The sequence below is a fragment of the Mycobacterium sp. SA01 genome (assembly GCF_041287105.1).
Taxonomy (GTDB): Bacteria; Actinomycetota; Actinomycetes; order Mycobacteriales; family Mycobacteriaceae; genus Mycobacterium.
The window spans coordinates 371,072-394,354 of sequence record NZ_JBGGNO010000019.1 but is presented as its reverse complement, the minus strand read 5'-3'; the positions used below and the strand labels follow the sequence as shown (position 1 = coordinate 394,354).

At 68.2% G+C, this 23,283-nt stretch carries 21 protein-coding genes; 12 read left to right on the top strand and 9 right to left on the bottom strand.

Features of this window, described 5'->3' with window-relative positions; translation table 11 throughout:
- The first annotated feature begins 141 nt into the window (after nt 1–141).
- A complete protein-coding gene (locus tag AB4879_RS17860; RefSeq protein WP_102808530.1) occupies nt 142–3,297 on the top strand; it encodes an RND family transporter in 3,156 nt (1,051 codons plus the stop codon).
- Here AB4879_RS17860 and AB4879_RS17855 read toward each other — a convergent pair.
- The 3 genes from AB4879_RS17855 to AB4879_RS17845 all read right to left on the bottom strand — a co-directional run bounded on the left by AB4879_RS17855 (nt 3,294) and on the right by AB4879_RS17845 (nt 5,818).
- Complete coding sequence (locus tag AB4879_RS17855; protein ID WP_370508643.1) at nt 3,294–4,295, bottom strand: Gfo/Idh/MocA family oxidoreductase; 1,002 nt, start codon at nt 4,293–4,295, stop codon at nt 3,294–3,296. The genes AB4879_RS17860 and AB4879_RS17855 overlap by 4 nt on opposite strands.
- On the bottom strand, nt 4,292–5,137 hold the full coding sequence (locus tag AB4879_RS17850) for a phytanoyl-CoA dioxygenase family protein (protein ID WP_370508642.1): 846 nt from the start codon (nt 5,135–5,137) through the stop codon (nt 4,292–4,294). Before AB4879_RS17850 ends, AB4879_RS17855 begins: the two co-directional genes overlap by 4 nt.
- Before the next feature lie 78 nt (nt 5,138–5,215).
- A complete protein-coding gene (locus AB4879_RS17845; RefSeq protein ID WP_102808533.1) occupies nt 5,216–5,818 on the bottom strand; it encodes a class I SAM-dependent methyltransferase in 603 nt (200 codons plus the stop codon).
- A 260-nt stretch (nt 5,819–6,078) separates the two neighbouring features.
- Between AB4879_RS17845 and AB4879_RS17840 the strand changes: the two genes are divergently transcribed.
- Nucleotides 6,079–7,542, top strand: coding sequence for a PE-PPE domain-containing protein (locus AB4879_RS17840; protein ID WP_370508641.1), 1,464 nt, complete (start codon nt 6,079–6,081; stop codon nt 7,540–7,542).
- Here the strand turns inward: AB4879_RS17840 and AB4879_RS17835 are convergent, their stop codons facing one another.
- Nucleotides 7,543–8,805, bottom strand: a complete 1,263-nt coding sequence (locus AB4879_RS17835) for a primosomal protein (RefSeq protein WP_370508640.1) — start codon at nt 8,803–8,805, stop codon at nt 7,543–7,545.
- A 44-nt stretch (nt 8,806–8,849) separates the two neighbouring features.
- Between AB4879_RS17835 and AB4879_RS17830 the strand changes: the two genes are divergently transcribed.
- Entirely contained in the window at nt 8,850–9,422 is a 573-nt protein-coding gene (locus AB4879_RS17830) for a YdcF family protein (protein WP_370508639.1), read from the top strand.
- A 21-nt stretch (nt 9,423–9,443) separates the two neighbouring features.
- Entirely contained in the window at nt 9,444–10,067 is a 624-nt protein-coding gene (upp, locus tag AB4879_RS17825) for a uracil phosphoribosyltransferase (protein ID WP_370508638.1), read from the top strand.
- On the opposite strand, the gene AB4879_RS17820 is transcribed toward upp, so the two are convergent.
- Nucleotides 10,068–11,660 carry a phospho-sugar mutase gene (locus tag AB4879_RS17820; protein WP_370508637.1) on the bottom strand — a complete coding sequence of 531 codons (1,593 nt, stop codon included), beginning with the start codon at nt 11,658–11,660 and terminating at the stop codon, nt 10,068–10,070. It lies immediately after the preceding gene.
- On the bottom strand, nt 11,657–12,088 hold the full coding sequence (locus AB4879_RS17815) for a MarR family winged helix-turn-helix transcriptional regulator (RefSeq protein WP_370508636.1): 432 nt from the start codon (nt 12,086–12,088) through the stop codon (nt 11,657–11,659). Before AB4879_RS17815 ends, AB4879_RS17820 begins: the two co-directional genes overlap by 4 nt.
- A gap of 87 nt (nt 12,089–12,175) precedes the next feature.
- Between AB4879_RS17815 and AB4879_RS17810 the strand changes: the two genes are divergently transcribed.
- Nucleotides 12,176–13,288, top strand: coding sequence for an AbrB family transcriptional regulator (locus AB4879_RS17810; protein ID WP_370508635.1), 1,113 nt, complete (start codon nt 12,176–12,178; stop codon nt 13,286–13,288).
- Here the strand turns inward: AB4879_RS17810 and AB4879_RS17805 are convergent.
- On the bottom strand, nt 13,207–13,998 hold the full coding sequence (locus AB4879_RS17805) for a purine-nucleoside phosphorylase (protein ID WP_370508838.1): 792 nt from the start codon (nt 13,996–13,998) through the stop codon (nt 13,207–13,209). The two genes, AB4879_RS17810 and AB4879_RS17805, sit on opposite strands and share 82 nt — an antisense overlap.
- 31 nt (nt 13,999–14,029) lie before the next feature.
- On the opposite strand from AB4879_RS17805, the gene AB4879_RS17800 reads away from it, so the two are divergent.
- The 3 genes from AB4879_RS17800 to galE are packed head-to-tail and all read left to right on the top strand — an operon-like array spanning nt 14,030 to nt 17,336.
- Nucleotides 14,030–15,217, top strand: coding sequence for a M20 family metallopeptidase (locus tag AB4879_RS17800; protein WP_370508634.1), 1,188 nt, complete (start codon nt 14,030–14,032; stop codon nt 15,215–15,217).
- Nucleotides 15,214–16,383, top strand: coding sequence for an amidohydrolase (locus tag AB4879_RS17795; RefSeq protein ID WP_102808542.1), 1,170 nt, complete (start codon nt 15,214–15,216; stop codon nt 16,381–16,383). The genes AB4879_RS17800 and AB4879_RS17795 overlap by 4 nt, the downstream gene beginning before the upstream one ends.
- Nucleotides 16,383–17,336: a UDP-glucose 4-epimerase GalE gene (gene galE / locus AB4879_RS17790; protein ID WP_102808543.1), complete on the top strand. Its 954-nt coding sequence runs from the start codon at nt 16,383–16,385 to the stop codon at nt 17,334–17,336. The genes AB4879_RS17795 and galE overlap by 1 nt, the downstream gene beginning before the upstream one ends.
- Here the strand turns inward: galE and AB4879_RS17785 are convergent.
- The gene (locus AB4879_RS17785; RefSeq protein WP_036340427.1) at nt 17,333–17,815 is read right to left on the bottom strand and encodes a gamma-glutamylcyclotransferase; all 483 of its coding nucleotides are present in this window, start codon (nt 17,813–17,815) and stop codon (nt 17,333–17,335) included. The two genes, galE and AB4879_RS17785, sit on opposite strands and share 4 nt — an antisense overlap.
- Before the next feature lie 63 nt (nt 17,816–17,878).
- Between AB4879_RS17785 and AB4879_RS17780 the strand changes: the two genes are divergently transcribed.
- From AB4879_RS17780 to AB4879_RS17765, 4 genes are all read left to right on the top strand, one after another.
- A complete protein-coding gene (locus AB4879_RS17780; RefSeq protein ID WP_102808545.1) occupies nt 17,879–19,294 on the top strand; it encodes an NAD(P)H-quinone dehydrogenase in 1,416 nt (471 codons plus the stop codon).
- Between the two features lie 9 nt (nt 19,295–19,303).
- On the top strand, nt 19,304–21,049 hold the full coding sequence (locus AB4879_RS17775) for a glycerol-3-phosphate dehydrogenase/oxidase (protein ID WP_102808546.1): 1,746 nt from the start codon (nt 19,304–19,306) through the stop codon (nt 21,047–21,049).
- Between the two features lie 7 nt (nt 21,050–21,056).
- On the top strand, nt 21,057–21,917 hold the full coding sequence (locus tag AB4879_RS17770; protein WP_370508633.1) for a pseudouridine synthase: 861 nt from the start codon (nt 21,057–21,059) through the stop codon (nt 21,915–21,917).
- Nucleotides 21,918–21,989: 72 nt separating this feature from the next.
- Nucleotides 21,990–22,547: a DUF1269 domain-containing protein gene (locus tag AB4879_RS17765; protein ID WP_102808548.1), complete on the top strand. Its 558-nt coding sequence runs from the start codon at nt 21,990–21,992 to the stop codon at nt 22,545–22,547.
- Here AB4879_RS17765 and nei2 read toward each other — a convergent pair.
- Nucleotides 22,516–23,283, bottom strand: coding sequence for an endonuclease VIII Nei2 (nei2, locus tag AB4879_RS17760; RefSeq protein ID WP_370508632.1), 768 nt, complete (start codon nt 23,281–23,283; stop codon nt 22,516–22,518). The genes AB4879_RS17765 and nei2 overlap by 32 nt on opposite strands.

Below are 23,283 nucleotides of genomic sequence, written 5' to 3'. Positions count from 1 at the left end.
CCGCCCCGGCTTCACAGCGCTCCCACCGCGCGCCGGCAGCTCGGCGGGCGTACGATCCGATTTGCGGACCGGTATCCGCCACGAATTGCGCCGCCACCTCGTGATACGTCTGCGCCTACCAGTGCGATGTAACTTGGTGTGATGTCCAAGCGCGCCGTTTTGAGGGGCGTGTCACCACATAAGCTCCTCACGGGCTTGGGTCGGGTGATCGTTCGCCACCCTCTGCTCGTGATCGCTGCTTGGCTCGTGCTGGCCGGCGCTCTGCTGGCCCTCATCACCCCGCTGGCTGTCGTCGCGGCCCGCAACCCGCCGGATTTCCTGCCCAAAGACGCGCCGGTGCTGCTCTCCGTCAAGAAGATGCAGGACGCCTTCCACGAAGCCGACGCGGGCAATTTCGCCGCGATCATCCTCAGCAATGACAACGGGCTGACCCCGGCCGACGAGGACGCCTACCGGCGGATCGTCGACACGCTCAAGGACGACACCAAGAACGTCTCGTCACTCCAGGATTTCGTCCGCACCCCTGAGCTGAAAGAGGTGATGACCAGCAAGGACGGCAAGGCCTGGAACCTGCCGGTCAGCATGACCGGAACCATGGGCACCCCGGATGGCCAGGAGTCGTATCGCCACGTCATCAACGCCGTCCAGGAGGCGGCGAAGGGCTCGTCGCTGCAGGTCAACGTGGTGGGCGGCGGCGCGACCATCGAGGACATGAACGTCATCGGCGCCCGCGACCAGCACATGATCGAAGTCGCGACGGTGGGCTTGGTGTTCTCGATTCTGCTGTTGGTGTATCGCAGCCTGATCGCGATGCTGATGCCGCTGATCACCATCGGCATATCCCTGGTGGTCGCTCAGCAGGTCGTGGCCGGCCTCGGCGAACTGGGGCTCGGCCTGGGCCCGCAGACCATGATGTTGATGGTCGGCATGATCATGGGTGCCGGCATCGACTACGGCGTCTTCCTCTACAGCCGGTATCAGGAACTCACCAAGACCGGGATGGCCTCCGACGACGCCCTGGTCGAAGCCCTGGTGTCCATCGGCGAGGTGATCGCCGGCTCGGCGGGCACCGTGGCGCTGACGTTCCTCGGGATGTCGTTCACCAAACTGGCCATCTTCTCCACCGTCGGGCCCGCGCTGACCGTGACGATCGTGGTGGGCTTCCTGGCCTCGATCACCCTGCTCCCGGCGTTCATCGTGCTGGCCGGTCGGCGGGGATGGATCAAACAGCGGCGCGACATCACCGGCCGCTTCTGGCGCCGCTCCGGTGTGATGGTCGTCCGCCGGCCCGTCGCGTTGCTGGCGACCAGCGTGGTGATCCTGGGGGCGCTGGCCGCCACCACATCGCTGATGAGGTTCAACTACGACGACCGCAAGAACCTGCCGCAGGACTCCGCGAGCAACCGCGCCTACGAGGTGATGGACAAACACTTCCCGATCAGCAGCACGCTGCAGCAGTTCCTGTTCATCCAGTCGCCGAACGATCTGCGCACCCCCAAGGCGCTGGCCGACATGGAGCAGATGGCCGCGCGCATCGCCCAGCTGCCGGACATCGATCTGGTGCGCGGAATCACCCGTCCGACCGGCGAGGTGCTCGAACAGGCCAAGACCACCTACCAGGCCGGTGAAGTCGGCACCAAGCTCGGCGACGCGTCCAACCTGATCCACACCAACGACGACAACCTCAATCTGCTCTCCGGCGGTGCCGGCAAGATGGCCGACGTTCTCGGTCAGATCCGTACCCAGGTGGTGGGATCGATCGCCAGCGTGCGCGGGTTGACCAGCGCGCTGGACGCCATGTCGCAGAAGTACGGCGGGGCCAAGACGCTGGACCAGATCGACAAGACCGCGTCGTTGGTGACCAGCATGCGCTCGCTGGGCGACTCGTTGGGCCTGACCATTCTGCGGGTCACCGGCATCGGCGATTGGGCTGCGCCGATGCTCAACGCGCTCAACGTTTCTCCGGTGTGCGACGCGGATCCCGCCTGCGTCAACTCTCGGTCGGATCTGCAGAAGATCGTCGACGTCGCCAACACCCCGGCCGTCAAGTCCATCGAGGAATTCGCACGGGAACTCTCCAAGACCGACGGATCGCAACAGCTCGACCAGGCCGTCCACGACCTCAGCCAGAACGTCAAGAAGGTGACCTCCGCCGCGCGCTCACTCGGCGTCGGCCAACCCGGCGGGGTGGAGAAGAAACTCAACGACGCGGTCACCGGCGTCAACACGCTCGCCGACTCGAGCCGTCAACTCGCAGTGGGTGTTCAGACCCTCGTCGACCAGACCCGCAATCTGGGGCAGGGGCTGGACCAGGCGTCGTCGTTCCTGCTGGCGATGAAGCGGGAGGCGGCCGACCCGCCGATGTCGGGGTTCTACATCCCGCCGCAGGTGTTGACGATGGACGAGTTCAAGAAGGCCGCCAAACTGTTCGTCTCCGAAGACGGTCACTCGGCGCGTTACCTGGTCCAGACGGCGCTCAACCCGTTCAGCACCGAGGCGATGGATCAGACCAAGCTGATCGTCAACACCGCGAACGCGGCCACGCCGAACACGCAGCTCGCCGGTTCCGAGATCTCGATGGTGGGCTTCTCCTCGATCAACGCCAACATCCGGGACTTCTACGACTCCGACTTCGTCTACATCCTCTGCATGACCCTGATCGTGGTCTTCCTCATTCTCGTGATGCTGCTGCGCGCGATCGTCGCGCCCCTGTATCTGGTGCTCTCGGTGGTGTTGTCCTACGGCGCGGCGCTGGGCATCGGGGTGGTGCTGTTCCAGTTCATCCTCGGACAGGAATTGGCTTGGGGCGTACCGGGAATCGCGTTCATGGTGCTTGTCGCGGTCGGCGCCGACTACAACCTGCTGTTGATATCCCGCATCCGTGACGAGGCGAAATACGGTGTGCGCTCGGCGGTCATCCGCACTGTCGGCGCAACCGGCGGCGTCATCACCTCGGCGGGCCTGATCTTCGCGGCATCGATGATGGCGCTGACCGTCAGCAGCGTGCTCACCGCCGCGCAGATCGGCTTCGTGATCGGCGTCGGGCTGCTGCTGGACACCTTCTTGGTGCGCACGCTCACGGTGCCGGCCGCCGCCGTACTGGTCGGTGACGCCAACTGGTGGCCGGCCAAACCGCCGCGCATCAAGTTCGAAGCCGCCAAGCGTGCCGCCGCGAGTGCGGCGGCGACCGCCCCTGTCGCGGTGCTCGACCACGACGAGACGGACGTCCAGGATTTCGACGACACCGAAGGTGAATCCGCCTGGGAGGCGGAAGGCGGAGCGACGCGGGACGACTAGAACCGCGGGGTGGGCACCCAGGGCATGAACCGCGCCGACCAACTCACCAGGTTGTCCGCGACCGCATCGTCGAGCCGATACCGGGTGTTCACCGGGTCATCGGTCCACAGCGACGAAATCACCTGAGCGAGACCGTCTATGCGCAGCAGGTTGAACTCCGAGTCGTCCTCGAGCTTCATCTCGCGCAGCGCCGCCTGGTACGGAAGGTCGATGTGCAGCGGCTTTTCCAGCCCATCGATGGCGAACCCGGAGATGCCGTTGTCGTCCTCGACGCGACGGAGGCTGGCGCCCTTGGGGTCTGGGATCGGGTGGCCCATCGGGTCGCCGGTCAGCGTGGTCGTGCTGCCGGTGACGGAGAACGACCCCTCGGACTGCCGGTACGGCTCGTGGACCTCGCCGACCTTTCCGCCGCGGAATCGGTACTCGATGTCCACGCCGCCCGGGACGCGCCGGCTTCGGGCCGACGTCGGCGGCAGCAGTCCCAGCCATGACCGGACCAATGCCAACGCGTGATAGCGATAACCCATCTGCGACATGGCGACTCGGCTCACCTCGCCGAGTGCACCCGACCGGATCGCCTCGCCGACCAGTCGGTACTGCGGCATGTTCATGAAGTCTTCACCGACCCGGATCGGTGACCACCGGCGGAACTGGCCGAGCCGGGCGAGGTCGTCGAGACGCCCGACGCCGGGCGTGTCGATGACCAATGCGGCACCGGGAGCCAGGTGGGCCAACGACTTCAGCACGGCGACGTTGTTGGTCACCGTCACCGACACCAGGGCCAGGTCGATGTCGCCGGGGCGCAGTGTCCGGGGATCCTCGATCGCCGGCACACCCCAGCGTTCGGCCGCGCGGGATGCGTTCGCCAACGTGCGGGAGTGGACTCCGACGACCTCGATGTGGGAATCGAGCAGGCTCAACGCCGGAAGGAAAGCGTTGCGAACGCGGTATCCGGAACCGACGACCAGCGCCCGCAGCCGGCTACTGGGCTGGGTCACACAACGCCCGCGGCGGCCAGTGCACGGAATCCGACGGTCTGGGCGCGGATGTAGGCCGCCTGGGCCCGGGACAGCTCGTTGCGCGTCGTCGGCGGCAGCAAGGTGCCGGCCGGGATCTCACCGCGGTCGGTCAGCGGGGTGGTGCTGCCCACCCGGTTCTCGTCGATCAGGGCCAGCAGTGCCGGATCGCTCAGGTGCGCACGGGCGTCGGTGAACTCGGGCAGCCCGATCCGGTCGTTCGGCAGGCCGGCGGGCTGGAACGAGATCTTCAGCACGCGGCGGCGCACCGAACCGCGGTTCGGCGACGCGCGATGGAAGTAGGAGCGGTTCCACATCGCGGCGGTGCCGATCGGGCCGACCAGCTGTACCGCGTCACCGCCGGCGCGCATGCCGTTGTTGGGGCGGTGCGGATAGAACTCGAACGCGCCGTCGTCGGCGCCGACCGGCGACAGCAGGATAAAAATGCTGATGAAAGACGGGAAGTCGGGGGTATAGGACCGAATCGTTTCGGTGTCGCGGTGCCAGCCCAGCGGTTTGTCGCGGTGGATGTGCGGCCGGCCCTGGTTGGCGGCGATCTCATAGCTGTGGCAGTGGTACAGCAGGGCCGACGGATGGATCCCGGCGATCAGCTGACGCGCCGGCTCGCTGAACAGTTCGGCGAAGATCCCGGTTTCGGCCAGGGCGTCGGCACTCGCGTACGACCGTCGCTCACCGTCGGTTCCAGCAAAGATCGGATCGAGGCGACGATTCCAGTCCTCGACCATCTCGACGGGCCACAGTCCGGTGACATCGGCGATGCCCTCGTTTGCCAGCAGGTCCGCCACAGTCCGTGTCGACGTCACCAGTAATACCTCCCTCAGCGAAATCCGCGCCCCCACGCTACAGGGTATCGGCGCTGGCTGCGAGGGGTCGGGCCGCCGCTACTGCGTGGCGAAGACGAACAGCCGGTGCTGGTATCCGTCGACGTTTGCCCAGTTCTCCTCGTGCACGCTGATATAGCCGCGGTCCCGGAACAGCGTGCGGATGTCTTCTTCCAGGTAGCTGTTCAGCCAGCCGCGGCTGATCCGGTCGACCGCTCCGAGCTTGGTGCGACGGAACTGGTCATTGCTGTCCGGGCAGCCGTAGGAAATCACAACCCGCGGCACGAAAGCCGACAGCCAGTCGAGCACCGACGGCACGTCGCGCAGATACTCCAGGACCCCCATGATCACCGCGACGTCGTAGGTGTCCTTGCCCAAGTTGGGCAGTGGGCGTTCGTTCAGATCGCACACCAGCGTTCCCGGGCCCCGATCGACGAGATCGGACGGCGTGTAGGTGCACGACGGATCCAGGTGCTTCTCGAGAGTTCGGGTGCCCGCACCGAATTCGATCACCCGACTGCCTGCCGGAATCAGTTCGGCGGCCCGCTTCGTACGGGGTTCCCAGTCCGAGTAGAGGTTCCGCGTGTCGGCCCATCGCTTGTAGTCGGTCTTCTGCCGCAGTGCGGCGATGATCCCCAACTTCGGGATGTGGACGCGGCTCACTGGATGTTCACCCCAACTGTTGTCGTGCCGTGACAGGTTTTCCGAAGGTTAGCACCCCACTGCACGGTGCCCGGATGTGGTTTGCGGGCGAACCGACGCCGAAGTAAATTATCGGCCGGTCAAATTCCGCAGGTGCGCACGCTGATGCCCATGTCGGCGTTGCGCACGCCAGGAGCCGGGTGCCCAATATGACGTTTGCTGATAGAGTCTTGCAGGCCTGGTCGGGGGGCGTGGGCGAAAAAATAAGGGGAGTGACCCGTATGCGACTAGCGGCTCGCAGCGCGGCGGTGGCGGCGGCCACCCTGGCAGCATTCTTGTCCTTGGTTCTGCTGTCGACATCGACAGCTGCCCTCAAGCTTCTCGCAAGCGGCGCAACGGTTCTCGTGATGGGCGGAACCGGGCACTCGTTGTCGCCGGACGAGGACACCGATCAGTTCGTCCAGGACTACCTGGCCGGCGCGATCGGCAACTACGTCGCTCCCGCATCGACGCTGGGCACCGGCGTCCCCGGCGGTCCGTACAACACGGTCGCCGTCATCACCCCGGAACAGTCGACGCCCAACAACGGCACGCTGACGTTCGATCAGTCGGTGGCGCTGGGCAGGCAGAATCTCGACAACTGCATCAAGGCGACGTCATCGTGCAGTTACAACGACCAGGTGGGGTCCGTCGCGCCGGCTCCGGGCGACACCTTCGTCGTCTACGGCTTCTCGCAGAGCTCGACGATCTCGACTCTCGAAAAGCGGGCGTTGGCAGCCGAATACGCACCCGGTGAGGGACCCGACGTCAGCTTCGTGCTGACCGCCAACGGCAACCGCCCGAACGGTGGATTCCTCGCCCGCGGGCCCGAAGGCGTCACGATCCCGGTGGGCTTGCCGTTCGGCGGGTCGACGTTCAACGGATCGACCCCGACCGACACCCAGTACGACACGACCGACATCGCCGCGCAGTACGACGGCTGGTCGGACTTCCCGGTCAACCCGCTCAACCTGCTGGCCGTCGCCAACGCGATGATGGGCGTCGACTATCTGCATCTCGGCGGCACCTACGACAACACCACGCTCACCGATCCGGGCGTGATCGATCAGGGCCAGTACGGCGACACGCACTACTACCTGATCTCCACCCCGGTGCTTCCGCTGCTGATGCCGCTGGAGAAGCTCGGGCCGCTGGGCCACGCGTTCGCCGACACGCTGGACGCTCCGCTGCGGGTGATCATCGAGTCCTCGTATGACCGCACCACCAGCCCGGGCGTGCCGACGTCATGGAACGTCACGTACTTCCCGAACCCGGTGAAATTCGCCCGCAATCTGCTGGTCTCGATCCCCACCGGCTGGGACAACGGCATCCAGGACCTCACCGGCAAGCGCCCGTTCGGCACGACCCGGCCCGGGCCCTACGGAGTCGGCGGTCCCGACGTCACCTACACCGCCCCGGATACCACCTCGGATTCGTCGAGTGCGGCGGCAAGCACTGAGACGACCGCCGTGGCCGCCACGGAGCCGACCGTGAAGAAGGCGACGGCGGGCGTCAAGCCGCACACCACGGCGGGGACGAAGACCGCGACGGGGACGAAGACCGCAGCCGCGACCAGAGGTAAGGACACGTCGTCGTCGAAGTCGACGACCAAATCCTCGACGTCCTCGCAGTCGTCGCAGTCCACGCACAACAACGGAGTCGGCGGCTCCAAGCGCGCGAAGGCGAGCGCCGGCTCCAGCAGCTAGCTACTCGCGGCGCAGCCGCGACTCGACGAAGCGCTCGATCTCGTCCCACTCCTTGACCGCGGCCGTGTACGGGCCGGCGGGCCGGGAGTTCTCCTCGGGATCGAGCACGTAGTCGACGAGCTTGCCCAGCAGCCGGTCTTCGGCCAGCAGCGTGTCGACGGTGTCCTCCTCGGAGTACTCGCCGACGTCGCGCACCAGCTCGACCGCGAGCTCCAGCTGGTCGTGGTCGACCGCGTCGGGACCGTCGGCGATGTCGTCCGACAGCCCGGTCAGTACGTAGATGTTGTCCTCGGTGACGTCGACCCGCAGCGATCCGTCGGTGGCCGCGGTCCGGATGTCGTCGTAGGTGCTCAAGTCCGACAGGTCATGGTCGTGCTCGTCGGCGAGGTAGCGGGCCAGCGCGCGCTCGGAGGTGAATACGCTGATCCGGCCGTTGCGACCCAGGAAGATCGGCCGGTCATCGAAGTAGCAGCGCAGCGTGTAGAACGTGCCCGAGCTGGCCTGGATGCGCACCGGGTCGATGCCGACCTCGGCCCAGAAGTCCTCCTGGCTGCCGAGCACGACACCGTCCTGCGGTGCCCGCTCGTCGGCGGCCTCGTCGTCCGAGTCGCCACCGGCGGCTTCGTCGTCGACGTCGGTCTCGACAACGTCGTCGATCTCGTCTTCGTAGGGCTCCTCGAGCTCGTCGGCGGCCAGCTTGACGGCCCGCTCGTCGACCTCGGGCACGGTGATGACCTCGTCGATCGCGGACAGCACGCTGTCCCAGCCGCGGGCGACGATGTCACCGACGACGCGCCAGCGCTTGAGCCCCGGCTTGCCGCTGAACTGCTCGTAGCCGCCCGAGAGCAAGCCGAGGTTGGGGTTGCCGTTGAAGAACCGGGTCACGGCGGGCAGCTCACACACCGAACCGATCGAGGACACCACGGCCATCGTGTTGGCCAGTGCGGTCACCGATTCTTCGGTGGGCTTCTCCGCCAACAGCTCCTCGACGACCACCAGGTCGACTTCGCGGTCCGGCGCCGGCGTGAGCTTGTGGGCGTTGGCCTGGGTCAGGTCCTCCCACGCGGGGTGATCGGTGAGGTCGTTGTCGGTGTTCGTGCGCACGAACGCGGCCAGGTCCGCCACTGACTCGAAGGCGAACAGGTCGTCGTCCTTGCCGAGGAACGCCTCCCACTCGTCACCGCCGTCGCGCCAGCGGGGCGCCCACAGCGTGTACAGGTCACCAGCGGTCACGCCCACGCGCACCGGAACGAGCTCAGCCATGCCGCACAGCCTAACGACGCTTGCTGGCGGGTAGCCTGCCCCCCGTGGGGAGGGTGCGCCGCGCACTGGCGATTATGGCGACGGTCGGGGTGTCTGTCGCCGGCGTCCTGGCCGTCACGGGGTACTTCTTGTTCACTCGCCCGCACGCGGACCCGCTGTCCAAAGCCGACGCGATCGTCGTACTCGGCGGCGACGACGACGGCCGCTGGGAGTACGGCCTGAATCTGGCCAGGCAGGGTTACGCCAGCACGGTGCTGCTGTCCAACGCCTACTCGGACCGGCCGGCCGTGCTGTCCGACTTCCGGCAGGCGTGTGCGGCCAGTACCGGCAGCATCACCGTTCTGTGTTTCATCCCCGACCCGTTCACCACTCGCGGCGAGGCAATGTATGTGGCTCGGCTTGCCGAGCAGCACAACTGGAGCCACGTGATCGTGGTGTCGTGGAACTACCACATGGTGCGCGCCCGCTACGTCTTTCATCAGTGCTTCCACGGCGACGTGATCATGCGTCCGGTGCCGCGGTCCTATGACTTCACACCGTGGCAGTGGGCGACGGTGTACGCCTACCAGTACGGCGCGTTGGTCAAGGCGTTCGGTGTTGGCTGCGATTCGGCCTGAGACCTCATACAGTCTCTGCGCATGGATGTCTGCGTCATCGATCACCCGCTGGCCAGAGCACGGCTGACCACCCTGCGTGATGAGCGCACCGACAACGCGGCTTTCCGCTCCGCGCTGCGCGACCTGACCCACATGCTGGTCTATGAGGCCACCCGCGATGCGGCGTGCGCCGAGATCACCGTCCGCACTCCCGTCGCCGAAACGTTCGGCTCACGGCTGGCCTCCCCGCCGCTGCTGGTGCCGGTGCTGCGGGCCGGGCTGGGGATGGTCGACCAGGCGCATGCGCTGATTCCCGAAGCGAAGGTGGGTTTCGTCGGGGTGGCCCGAAACGAGACGACGCATCAGCCGACGCCGTACCTGGAGTCGCTGCCGGACGACCTGAGCGCCCAACCGGTCATGGTGCTCGACCCGATGCTGGCGACCGGTGGCTCGATGGCGCACACCATCGGACTGCTGCACCAGCGCGGCGCGCGTGACGTCACCCTGGTGTGCGTGGTGTGCGCGCCGGAAGGCATTGCGGCGGTGGCGAAAGTCGCGCCATCGGCGCGGCTGTTCACCGCGACCATCGACGACGGCCTCAACGACGTCGCCTACATCGTGCCCGGTCTCGGCGATGCCGGTGACCGCCAGTTCGGCCCGCGCTGACTACCAGCTGCGTGCGCTCGCCAGCAGCTGCTGCTGCACGGCGGCCGCGCGCCCACGGGCCGCGGCCAGATCGGCGCCGACGGCTTCGCCGACTTCGGTGTAGCACTTGACTTTCGGCTCCGTCCCCGAGGGGCGGACCACCACCCGCACCGTGGTCTGCTGATCGCCGCCGGCGAGGAACACCGCGTCGCCGTCCGCCGTGGCTGCGACCGCGAAGCCCGCGAGTTCGGCGGGCGGGTCTCGGCGCAGGCGATTCATCATCGCCGCCGCCTCGTCGGCGTCGGCCACCCGCCGCGACAGGGCTGCGGTGGTGTGTACGCCGTGACGCCGGGCCAGCGAGTCGAGGGCATCGGTGATCGACATGCCCTGGGCGGCAACGTGTGCCACCAGATCGCAGGCCAGCACCGCGGCACTGATGCCGTCCTTGTCCCGCACCGCGGCCGGGTCGACGCAATGACCGATGGCTTCCTCGTAGGCGTAGACCAGGCTGCACCCGGTCAGCCCGGCGTCGGCACGGGCCAGCCATTTGAACCCGGTCAGCGTCACGACGTGCCGGGCGCCGTATTCGGCGGCGATCTTGCCGAGAAGTGCAGACGACACCACGCTGCTGGCCACCACACTGGTCGCGGCATCCGCGGCGGCAAGGGTCGACAGGATGTAATCGCCCAGCAGCCAACCCGTTTCGTCGCCGGACAGCATGCGCCACCCGTCGGGAGCGGGGATGCCGACGGCGCAACGGTCGGCATCGGGATCCAGCGCGATGGCGATGTCGGCGCCGATCTGATCCGCCAGCTGCAGCAGCGCGTCGGCCGCGCCCGGTTCCTCGGGGTTGGGGAAGGCGACCGTGGGAAAGTCCGGATCCGGGGCGAATTGGCTTGCCACCGTGTGCACATCGTCGAACCCGGCCGCATGCAGGGCCCGCAGGGCGAGCTCACCGCCGACGCCGTGCATGGCCGTCAGCGCCACTCGTGGATTGCCGCTGGTGCCCCGTCGCACGGTTGCCGCACGGGCTACGTACGCGTCGACCAGCGTGTCGCCGGCAGGGGGCACGGGCCGCCGCGGGATCTCGTCGGCCGCCGGTGCTGTGGTGATCGCCGCTTCGATCTCCCGGTCGACGGGGGAGACGATCTGCAGCCCGCCCTCGAAATAGACCTTGTAGCCGTTATCGGTCCGCGGATTGTGTGAGGCCGTGATCTGAACCCCGGCGGCAGCGCCACTGTGCCGGACCGCGAACGCGACGACCGGCGTCGGCACCGGATGCTCCCATGTGATCACCGAAAATCCCTGAGCGGCAAACACTTCCGCGGCAGCGCTGGCGAACTGAGCCGACCCGTGCCGGGCGTCTCGGCCCACCACGACCGTGCAACCACTGAAGCCGCGCTCGGTCAGCACGCGGCCCACCGCCCAGGTGGCGCGCACCACGACGGCGAGGTTCATCGAGTCCGGGCCGCCGCGCACCGGGCCGCGCAGACCCGCGGTGCCGAACGTCAGCGGCCGGGCGAACCGGGCGGCGCGTTCGCCGGGATCCAGGGCGGCCAGCTCGGCGGCCGTGACCGGATCGGGATCGTGGGCGATCCAGTCCTCTTCAGTCACGAGGCGAGCTTGCGCAGGACCGGTGCGGTGAGCATCAACAGATTGAACTCCAGCTCGGAGAGCTGGCTACGCATCATGTCCTGCAGCCACGCGTCGCGCTGGGCCCGGTCGCGCGACAGCAGCTCCAATCCGTCCCCGGTGAGCTCGACGAGCTGTCGGCGGCGGTCGGTGTCGTCCGGACGACGGGACAGCAGTCCGCGCGACTCGAGCTCGTTGATGCCGTCGGTCAGTGACTGCACCCGAACCTGCAGGCGGGCGGCGATCTCGGCGGGCGTGGTCACCCCCGCGCGGCTCACGTCGCCGAGAAGCTCGAGCTGGCTGAGCGTCAGCCCGTTGTCGGGTCGATGCCTGCGAAGCTGACGGGCCAGCGCCATCATGGCCTCCCGCAGCTCGGTAGCCGCTTCCGACGGTGCGATGCTTACGGTCATATTACAAGTTATACCTTGCTAGTTAGTGAGTGATATCGCGTGAAACGCTGGTGGCGTCCGACAATATGCAAGGGCATACTTGTCATTATGCGGTGGATGTTGCTGGTGATCGTCACGATTGGGGTCACCGTGCCATTGGACCGCTTCGGCGTGCCGTCCGCCGCGCTGTTCGCCGCCCTGCTGGTCGGCATCGTGCTGGCGATCGCCCGGTTGGCGCCCACGAGCGTGCCGCGCCGCGCGGGCCTGGCCGCCCAGGGCGTGCTCGGTGTCTACATCGGCACCATGGTGCATTCCGACGCGCTGTCGGCCCTTGGGCCGAACTGGCCTGCGGTCCTCGGGGTCGGCGTGATCACGTTGCTTCTCAGCATCGGCGCCGGCGCACTGCTCGGCCTGCGCCGTGACATCAGCGCTCTGACCGGCGCGCTGGCCCTGGTCGCCGGGGGAGCGTCGGGACTTGTGGCGATCGCGCGCGAACTCGGCGGCGACGATCGTGTCGTCGCCGTCGTCCAGTATCTGCGCGTCGCGGTGATCACCGCGTCGATGCCCGTCGTCGTCACCCTCGTGTATCACGCCGAGCGCTCCGCCAACGCCGCGCAGGACACCCAATCCCATTCAGCACCTTGGTATCTGAGCCTGGGGATGATCGTCGCGCTGGTGGTCGTCGGAGCGCTGGCGGGCCGGTTGGCCCGGCTGCCCGGGTCGGGGCTGCTCGGTCCGATGGCGGTGACGATCGTGGCCGAACTCAGTGGGGTGTCCTTCGGGCTGGCCGTACCGGCGGTGCTGGTGTCGGTGTCCTACATGCTGATCGGCTGGCAGGCCGGGGTGGCGTTCACCCGCGAATCGCTGCGGGCGATCGAACGCCTGCTGCCCACCGCGCTCGGATTGATCGTGCTGCTCAACGTCGCCACCGCGGGCCTCGGCGTGGCACTGTCCAGGATCACCGGCGTCAGCCTGCTCGACGGCTATCTGGCCACCAGTCCGGGCGGTATCTACGCCGTATTGGCCACCGCGGTGGAGACCGGCTCCAACGTCACGTTCATCATCGCCGCGCAGGTGCTGCGGGTCTTGCTGATGTTGTTCGCCGCACCGATGCTGGCCCGCGGATTCGTGCGGCTGGCCTACAGGCGCCCCAGCACCGACGCCAGCAGCGAGCCCATCGCGGTGGCCGACGCTCGGCCGGCGGCCAGAACCTCGTCGTGACTGAGCGGCTCGCCGGTCATCCCGGCGGCCAGGTTCGTCACCAGCGACAACCCCAGCACCTCGGCGCCTGCGGCCCGTGCGGCGATGGTCTCGTGCACCGTCGACATCCCGACCAGGTCGGCGCCCAGCGTCCGGAGCATCCGGATCTCGGCCGGCGTCTCGTAGTGCGGACCAGGCACCCCGGCATACACGCCCTCGGCAAGGCTCGGGTCGACCTCGCGCGCCAGTGCGCGCAGCCGCGGGGAGTATGCGTCCACCAGGTCGACGAACTGCGCCCCGACCAGCGGTGAGCGGGCGGTGAGGTTCAGATGGTCGGCGATCAGCACCGGCTGGCCGACCTGATACTCGGGTCGCAGGCCGCCCGCGGCGTTGGTCAGCACCACGACCTGGGCGCCCGCCGCCCGTGCGGTACGCACGGGATGGACGATCGTGCGCAGGTCATGACCCTCGTAGGCGTGGATGCGGCCCAGCAGCACCAGCACGTTGTGCGAACCGACCGGCACCGACAGCACCCGGCCGCGATGGCCCAGCGCCGACGGCGGCGTGAAGCCGGGGATCGTCGACATCGGGATCTCGGCGACGGGCGTCCCCAGCGCCGCGGCCGCCGGCGCCCACCCCGATCCGAGGACCACGGCGACGTCGTGCCGGGGTACGCCGCTGTGCTCGGCGATCACCGCTGCGGCATGCTCGGCGTCTGGACTCACAGCCAGCGAGCCTAGTCGTGAATGCGATACTGCGTTGATGCCCACAGCCACAGCGTCGACCCGCGTCGAAGACGTGGTCGCGGCTCGTGGTGGCGATTTGATCGCGCTCTCGCACGCCATCCACGCCGAGCCCGAACTCGCCTTCGACGAGCACCGCAGCTGCGCCAAGGCGCAGGCGCTGGTGGCCGAGCGCGGGTTCGAGATCACCCCGGCGGCGGGCGGATTGGACACCGCGTTCCGCGCCGATTTCGGGTCGGGACCACTGGTGATCGGGATCTGCGCCGAGTACGACGCGCTGCCCGGCATCGGCCACGCGTGTGGACACAACATCATCGCGGCGTCCGCGGTCGGCACCGCCCTGGCGCTGGCCGAGGTGGCCGACGAACTCGGGCTCACCGTCGCCCTGATCGGCACCCCCGCCGAGGAGTCCGGCGGGGGCAAGGCCCTGCTGATCGAGGCCGGGGTGTTCGACGACGTCGCCGCGGCCGTCATGCTGCATCCGGGGCCGATCGATATCGCCGCGGCGCGCTCGCTGGCGCTCTCCGAGGTGATCGTCACCTACACCGGCCGGGAGTCGCACGCGGCCGTCGCGCCGCATCTGGGTGTCAACGCCGCCGACGCGGTGACCGTCGCGCAGGTGGCGATCGGCTTGCTGCGCCAGCAGATGGCGCCCGGTCAGCTCACCCATGGCATCGTCACCGAGGGCGGGTCGGCCACGAACATCATCCCCGGCCGGGCCCGGTTGCAGTACACGATGCGGGCTCCCGCCACCGAATCGCTGCAGGAATTGGAGGCCAGGATGCGCGGCTGCTTCGCGGCGGGTGCGGTCGCGACCGGATGCGAACACGAGATCGCCGAAGCCGCGCCGCCGTACGCCGAGCTGACCCCGGATCGCTGGCTGGCCGAGGTGTTCCGCGACGAGATGATCACGATGGGTCGCACACCGGTGCCCGCCGAGGTGGAGGCTGCCATGCCGCTGGGGAGCACCGACATGGGCAATGTGACGCAGCTGCTTCCGGGCATCCACCCGGTGGTCGGCATCGAATCCGGCGGCGCGGTGATCCACCAGCCGGGCTTCACCGTCGCCGCGGCGGGCCCCAGCGGTGACCGCGCCGTCACCGAGGGTGCAATCATGTTGGCGCGCAGCGTCGTTCGGTTGGCGCAGACGACTGCCGAGCGCGATCGGGTGCTGGAGCTGCGGGATCGTCGGGGGGTGCGGGCATGAGTATCGCGGATACGACCGAGTCCTGGTTGGCCAGCCATTTCGACGATCTGGTGCAGTGGCGCCGCCACATCCACCGGTACCCCGAACTCGGTCGCCAGGAGTTCGCCACCACGCAGTTCGTCGCCGACCGGCTGGTCGAGGCCGGGCTCAACCCGAAGGTGCTGCCCGGCGGGACCGGACTGACGTGCGACTTCGGGCCCGAGCATGCGCCGCGGATTGCGTTGCGCGCGGACATGGACGCGCTGCCGATGGCCGAGCGGACCGGCGCGCCGTACAGCTCGACCATGCCGAACATCGCGCACGCGTGCGGGCACGACGCGCACACCGCGATGCTGATCGGCGCCGCGACCGCGCTGGCGTCGGTGCCCGAACTGCCGGTGGGTGTCCGACTGATCTTCCAGGCCGCCGAGGAGCTGATGCCGGGCGGCGCGATCGACGCGATCGCCGCCGGTGCGCTGGTGGGCGTTTCGCGAATCTTCGCGCTGCACTGCGATCCCCGCCTCGCCGTGGGCCGGGTCGCGGTCATCCCGGGACCGATCACGTCGGCGGCGGACTCGATCGAGATCACCCTGACGTCGCCGGGCGGCCACACGTCGCGGCCGCACCTGACCTCGGATCTGGTCTACGGGATGGGCACGCTGATCACCGGGCTGCCCGGGGTGCTGTCCCGGCGCGTCGATCCGCGGCATTCGACCGTCATGGTCTGGGGTGCGGCCAATGCCGGTGTCGCGGCCAACGCGATCCCGCAGTCCGGATCGCTTGCGGGCACGGTGCGGACCGCCAGCCGCGAGACCTGGGTCGGCATGGAAAGCCTTGTGCAGGAGATCGTTTCGGGACTGTTGGCTCCGCTGGGCATCGAACACACGTTGCATTACCATCGCGGCGTGCCGCCGGTGGTCAACGAGGAGCGCTCGACCCAGATCATGACGCACGCCATCGAGGCGGTGGCTCCCGACGCGCTCGCCGACACCCGTCAGTCCGGCGGCGGCGAGGACTTCTCCTGGTATCTGGAGGAGGTGCCCGGCGCGATGGCACGGCTCGGGGTGTGGAGCGGGCGCGGACCGCAGCTGGACCTGCACCAGCCGACGTTCGACCTCGACGAGCGGGCACTTGCAGTAGGGGTTCGAGTTCTGGTCAACATCGTCGAGCAGTCCGCGGGGTATTGATGAAGCTTTTGGTCACTGGCGGCGCGGGCTACGTCGGCAGCGTATGTGCCCAGGTGCTGGTTGAGCAGGGGCACGAGGTCGTCGTCGTCGACGACCTGTCGACGGGCAACGCCGACGCGGTGCCGTCCGGCGCGCGGTTCGTCGAGGCCGACATGGTCGATGTCGCACCGGAACTGCTCGGCGACGGATCGTTTGACGGCGTTCTGCACTTCGCCGCGAAAATCATGGTGGGCGAGTCGGTCGAGGCGCCGGAGCGGTACTGGGACGGCAATGTCATCAAGACGCTGCACTTGCTGGAGGCGATCCGCCTTGCCGGTGTGCCGCGGTTGGTGTTCTCCTCGACGGCGGCCACCTACGGCGAGCCCGAGTCGGTGCCGATCACCGAGGACGCGGCGACCAAGCCGACCAGTGCCTACGGCGCCACGAAGCTGGCTATCGACCATGCGATCACGTCGTACGCCATCGCGCACGGGCTGGCTGCGACCAGCCTGCGTTACTTCAACATCGCCGGGGCGTACGCCGGACTGGGTGAGCGCCACCCGGTCGAGTCGCACCTGATTCCACTGGTGCTGCAGGTCGCCACCGGGCAGCGCCAGGAGATCCTGGTGTTCGGCAACGACTGGCCGACGCCGGATGGCACCTGCATTCGCGACTACATCCATGTTCGCGATCTGGCCGACGCGCACCTGCTGGCGCTGCAGAACTCGAAGCCCGGCGAACATCAGATCTACAACCTGGGCAACGGCACCGGCTTCTCGGTCCGCGAGGTGATCGCCAGCTGTGAGCGGGTAACCGGCGTCTCGATAGCGGCGCGTGATGTCGAGCGCAGGCCCGGCGACCCGGCCGTGCTGATCGCCTCCAGTGAAAAGGCCATCACCGAACTCGGCTGGAAGCCGCAACACTCGTCGATCGACGAGATCGTTTCCGACGCTTGGGACTTCGTGCGGGGCTAGCCGCTGCCATGCCCCGGGCCGACGTTGCTCGCGGGCCGGGTGCGCAGGTCGTGGACGTACTCCTCCGGCGCGCCGGCGATCTCGGCGGCGTCGGCCATCACACCGATGTAGCGCGCCGACGGTAGCCCGCCCTCCCAGGCGTCCAGCACGTAGAGCCAGGCGAGCACGGGATCGGTTGTGGTGTCCGTCGATTCGCATTCGATGCGACATCTGATCTTCTTGTGGAAGCCGAGCTCGGAGCCTTCCCAGCGGTCCAGGTTCGCCTCGTCGGCCGGGGTCATGTCGTAGAGCACCACGAACACCTTGGAGTCGGGGTCCTCGACCAGGGTCGCCAGCGCGCCCTCCCAGCCGATGTCCTCCCCGGCGAAGGTCAGCCGCCAGCCGTGCAGCCAGCCGGTTCCGGCCATCGGCGAGTGCGGCGCACGCTCCAGCATCTGCTCGGGATGCATGTTGGATCCGTAAGCGGCGTAGAGCGGCACGGGGAAAGCCTAGAGCGTCCGCTCGCCGGGAGCGCAGGGACTGGGTCAACTAGCCTTGTCCGGGTGACGACGCGGATCGTGATCATCGGTGGGGGGCCGGCCGGCTACGAGGCGGCACTGGTCGCCGCGGGTCGCGGCCGGGAGGTCGCCGAGGTCACCGTGGTGGACTCCGACGGCATCGGCGGAGCCTGCGTGCTCTTCGACTGCGTGCCGTCCAAGACGTTCATCGCCTCGACCGGGGTTCGCACCGAACTGCGCCGCGCCTCGGGCCTGGGATTCGAAATCGGCATCGACGATGCCAAGATCTCGCTGCCCGACATCAACAACCGCGTCAAGACCCTGGCCCGCTCGCAGTCCGCCGATATCGGCACCCAGTTGCTGCGCGAGAAGGTCAACGTCGTGCAGGGTCACGGTGAGCTGATCGACGCGGTCCCCGGCATGGCACACCACCGGGTCAAGGTCACCACCACCTCCGGCCAGGTCGGGGTGCTCAAGGCCGACGTCGTGCTGATCGCCACCGGCGCCAGCCCCCGCGTGCTGCCCAACGCGGTGCCCGACGGCAAGCGGATTCTGACCTGGCGCCAGCTCTACGACCTGCCCGAGCTGCCCGAACATCTGGTGATCGTCGGCTCCGGCGTCACCGGTGCCGAGTTCTGCAACGCCTACACCGAGCTCGGCGTCGACGTCACCGTCGTCGCCAGCCGTGACCAGATCCTGCCGCACGAGGACAGCGACGCCGCGGCCGTGCTGGAGGAGACCTTCGCCGAGCGCGGCGTGACGCTGGTCAAGAACGCCAGGGCCGACTCGGTGGTCAGCACCGGCACCGGAGTAACCGTCACAATGGCCGACGGCCGGGTCGTCGAGGGCAGCCACGCCCTGATGACCGTCGGATCGGTGCCGAACACGTCGGGCCTGGGCCTGGAGCGGGTCGGCATCGAACTCGGCCCCGGCAACTACATCCCGGTGGACCGGGTGTCGCGGACCTCGGCGGCCGGGATCTACGCCGCCGGCGACTGCACCGGCCTGCTGCTGCTGGCGTCGGTCGCGGCCATGCAGGGCCGGATCGCGATGTACCACGCGCTGGGTGAGGGGGTGGCCCCGATCCGGCTGCGGACGGTCGCCTCGGCCACGTTCACCCGACCCGAGATCGCCGCCGTCGGCGTGCCGCAAACCGCGATCGACAGCGGATCGGTGCCGGCCAGGACCCTGATGCTGCCGCTGACGACCAACGCCCGCGCCAAGATGTCGCTGCTCAAGCGCGGCTTCGTCAAGATCTTCTGCCGGCCTGCCACCGGCGTCGTCATCGGCGGTGTGGTGGTCGCGCCGATCGCCTCCGAACTGATCCTGCCGATCGCCCTGGCGGTGCAAAACCGCATCTCGGTGACCGATCTGGCGCAGACGCTGTCGGTGTACCCGTCACTGTCCGGGTCGATCGTCGAGGCTGCGCGCCGCCTGATGGCCCACGACGATCTCGACTAGCCTGAGGTCATGAGCGACCCGATCCTTCGACCGGGCACCGGTCAGACCTATCTCGGACCAACCGAGCGTGCGCACGCCTGGGAACGGCTGGGCAGCGAACAGTTCGACGTCGTCGTCATCGGTGGCGGTGTGGTCGGTGCGGGCTGCGCACTGGATGCCGCGACCCGCGGGCTCAAAGTGGCGTTGGTCGAGGCGCGCGATTTCGCCTCGGGAACGTCGAGCCGCAGTTCGAAGATGTTCCACGGCGGTCTGCGCTACCTCGAGCAGCTGGAGTTCGGCCTGGTCCGTGAGGCACTGCACGAGCGTGAACTGTCGCTGACCACGCTGGCGCCGCATCTGGTCAAACCGCTGCCGTTTCTGTTCCCGCTGACCAAGAGGGTCTGGGAGCGGCCGTACATCGCGGCGGGCATTTTCCTCTACGACCAGCTCGGCGGAGCGAAATCCGTTCCGGCGCAAAAGCATTTGACGAAGTCCGGTGCGCTGCGACTGGCGCCGGGGCTCAAACGGAGCTCGCTGATCGGCGGGATCCGCTACTACGACACCGTCGTCGACGACGCCCGGCACACCATGACGGTTGCCCGCACCGCCGCGCACTACGGCGCGGTGGTGCGCACCTCGACCCAGGTGGTCTCGCTGCTCCGCGAGGGCGACCGGGTGGTCGGGGTGACGATCCGGGACTCCGAAGACGGTGCGGTCGAGGACGTCCGCGGTCATGTCGTGATCAACGCCACCGGGGTGTGGACCGACGAGATCCAGGCATTGAGCAAGGAGCGCGGCCGGTTTCGGGTGCGGGCATCCAAGGGTGTGCACGTCGTGGTGCCCCGGGACCGGATCGTGTCCGAGGTGGCGATCATCCTGCGTACCGAGAAGTCGGTGCTGTTCGTGATCCCGTGGGGCACCCACTGGATCATCGGCACCACCGACACCGACTGGAACCTCGACCTGGCGCACCCGGCCGCGACGAAGGCCGACATCGACTACATCCTGGGGCACGTCAACACGGTGCTGGCCACGCCGCTCACGCACGACGACATCGACGGGGTGTACGCCGGGCTGCGGCCGCTGCTGGCGGGGGAGAGCGAAGAGACGTCCAAGCTGTCCCGCGAGCACGCGGTCGCGGTGCCATCACCGGGCCTGGTCGCCATCGCGGGCGGCAAGTACACCACGTATCGGGTGATGGCCGAGGACGCGGTGGACGCCGCCGCCGAGTACATCCCGGCGCGGGTGGCGCCGTCGATCACGGAGAAGGTGCCGTTGATGGGCGCGGACGGGTACTTCGCGCTGGTCAACCAGACCCAGAGCGTGGGCGCCGGCTACGGGCTGCATCCGTACCGGGTGCGGCACCTGCTGGACCGGTACGGCTCGCTGATCGGCGATGTGCTGGCGCTGGCCGCCGACAAGCCGGAGTTGCTCGATCCGATCACCGATGCGCCGGTCTATCTGAAGGTGGAGGCCGCCTACGCGGCGGCCGCCGAAGGGGCATTGCACCTGGAGGACATCCTGGCCCGGCGGATGCGGATCTCGATCGAGTATCCGCACCGCGGCGTGGACTGTGCCCGCGAGGTCGCCGAGGTGGTCGCCCCGATACTCGGCTGGAGTCAGGACGATATCGACCGCGAGGTGGACACCTATCTGGCGCGGGTGGAGGCCGAGGTCCTTTCGCAGGCTCAGCCCGACGACGAGTCCGCCGATGCCCTGCGGGTGTCGGCACCCGAGGCCCGGGCCGAGATCCTCGAGCCGGTGCCCTTGAATTGACCGGGCCTTGAGGCGACCCGCTCCCTTGCCGGTGCGCGACGGACTCGGGCCGGCGCGGGTGCGGTTGCAGGGCGGCAATGTGGCCGACGAGTTCGTTCGCCGGTTCGGGCCGGACGGGCTGGCGAAGGTGCGCGACGGCGAGGTGGTCGACGCCTCCGGCGCGGTGATCTCGTTGTCGACGGTGTTACCGCTCGGCGCGCACGTGTACCTGTATCGGGAGCTGCCCGACGAGGTGGTGGTGCCGTTCGACATTTCGGTGCTCTACCGCGACGACGACATCGTGGTGGTCGACAAGCCGCACTTCCTGGCCACCATGCCGCGTGGCGGGCATGTCGCGCAGACGGCGTTGGTGCGGCTGCGTCGTTCGCTCGATCTGCCCGAGTTGAGTCCGGCGCATCGGCTGGACCGGCTGACCGCCGGGGTGTTGCTGTTCACCGTGCGGCGTGAGGTTCGCGGGGCGTATCAGACGTTGTTCGCGCGGGGCGAGGTGTCGAAGACGTACGTGGCGCGCTCCTCGGCGCCACCGCGTGTGGAGCTCCCGGTGATGCTGCGCAGCCGAATCATCAAGCGGCGCGGTGTGTTACAGGCTGTGGAGGAGCCGGGCGAGCCGAATGCCGAGACGTTGGTGGAGGCGCTGGAGGAGGGTTGGTATCGGCTGAGCCCGCGGACCGGGCGCACGCATCAGTTGCGGGTACACATGGCGTCGCTGGGTTTGCCGATCGACAACGACCCGCTCTACCCGCGGATCCTCGAGGTGGCGGCCGACGATTTTTCCGCCCCGCTGCAGCTGGTGGCGCAGCGGCTGGAGTTCGTCGATCCGCTGTCCGGCGAGCCGAGGTCTTTCGTGAGCTCAGCGGGCGTGCGCTGAAGGGACCAATGCCCTCGGGGTGGTGACCTTCGGTCCCTGGTGGTTCGCTGTGAACCGCGCGACGCTCGAGGTATGGACGACGATCATGAGTTGGTGCTGGTAGCCGCATACCCTGACGTCGAGCGGGCCGCCACCGACTTCCATGAGCTGGAGAAGCGGATCAAAAACGGCTTGGAATTGCGAGCTGCGGCCTTGGTCACGAAGGACGCCGAAGGACAGCCGCACGTCTTGGAGGCGCACAATCGGCACGGCCGGGTGGCCCTCGGTATGGGCGCCGGGCTGGGGATCCTGTTCGGCCTGTTCCTGCCACCAGTAGGCCTCGCCGTCGTGGTGGGGGGCGCGGCAGGCGCTCTGGTGGGCGCGTTCGCCGAGCATGAGCTGCGCATCGGGTTGCAACGTGAAGTGGGTGGCGCGCTCGATGCCGGTACCGGGGTGGTGGTAGCGCTGGTCTATCCCAACGGCCGCGGACCGGTTGAGTCGACGCTGTACCGCGCCGCCGAGATAAGGTCGATCCGGATGGACCGCGCCACGATCAACAGCCTCGACGAACTGGTCGCCGACGAGATCGCGAAAATCACTCACCCGCCGTCCGACCCGGTCACCGCTGGCACGACGGACACCAGTACGTGATGCGGTCGTCGTCGGAGGACTCCGCGCGGCGGATCGGGGTGCCGCAGCGGCGGCACGGCTCACCGGCCCGACCGTAGACCCAGAGGTCCTGGCCGCCTCGGCGGTTTCCGGTGGTGGTGCGATTCACCCGTGTTCGGTTCGCCCACAACATGTCTCGCGCTCGGGTGACCACCCGCAGCGGATCGGAGAGGCTGCTGACGGGACTGGTGGGGAGTCGGCCGAACACGAAGCAGAGTTCGTTGGCGTAGACGTTGCCGACGCCTGCGAGGTTGCGCTGATCCAGCAGTGCCGGTGCGATGGGACGGTCGGGGTCTTCGGCCAGGTTCGCTGCCGCCACTTTGGGGTCCCAGTCGTCGCCGAGCAGGTCAGGGCCCAGGTGGGCGACGGCATCTTCGTCGCGTTCGCGGTCGAGGATCTCCAGGATGCCCAAGTCGATGCCCAGCGCTTGAATATCGCCGACTTCCAGGGCGATTCGGATCTTGTAGGCGTTGCGGATGGGTTTACCCGTCGGGCCGACCCGCCATGCGCCGTCCATCTTCAGGTGCGAGTGGATGCTGGCCGGGCCCACCCGGATGAACAGGTGCTTGCCGCGACTGATCACCTCGTCGACGGTGTGGCCGGCGAGGTCCACGGTGGCGTAGCGCGGCACGCGGATATCGCACCGGGTCAGCGTCTTACCGACCAGCGCCTCGCGCAGGTTGGCCGCGGTGCGGAAGACGGTGTCGCCTTCGGGCAT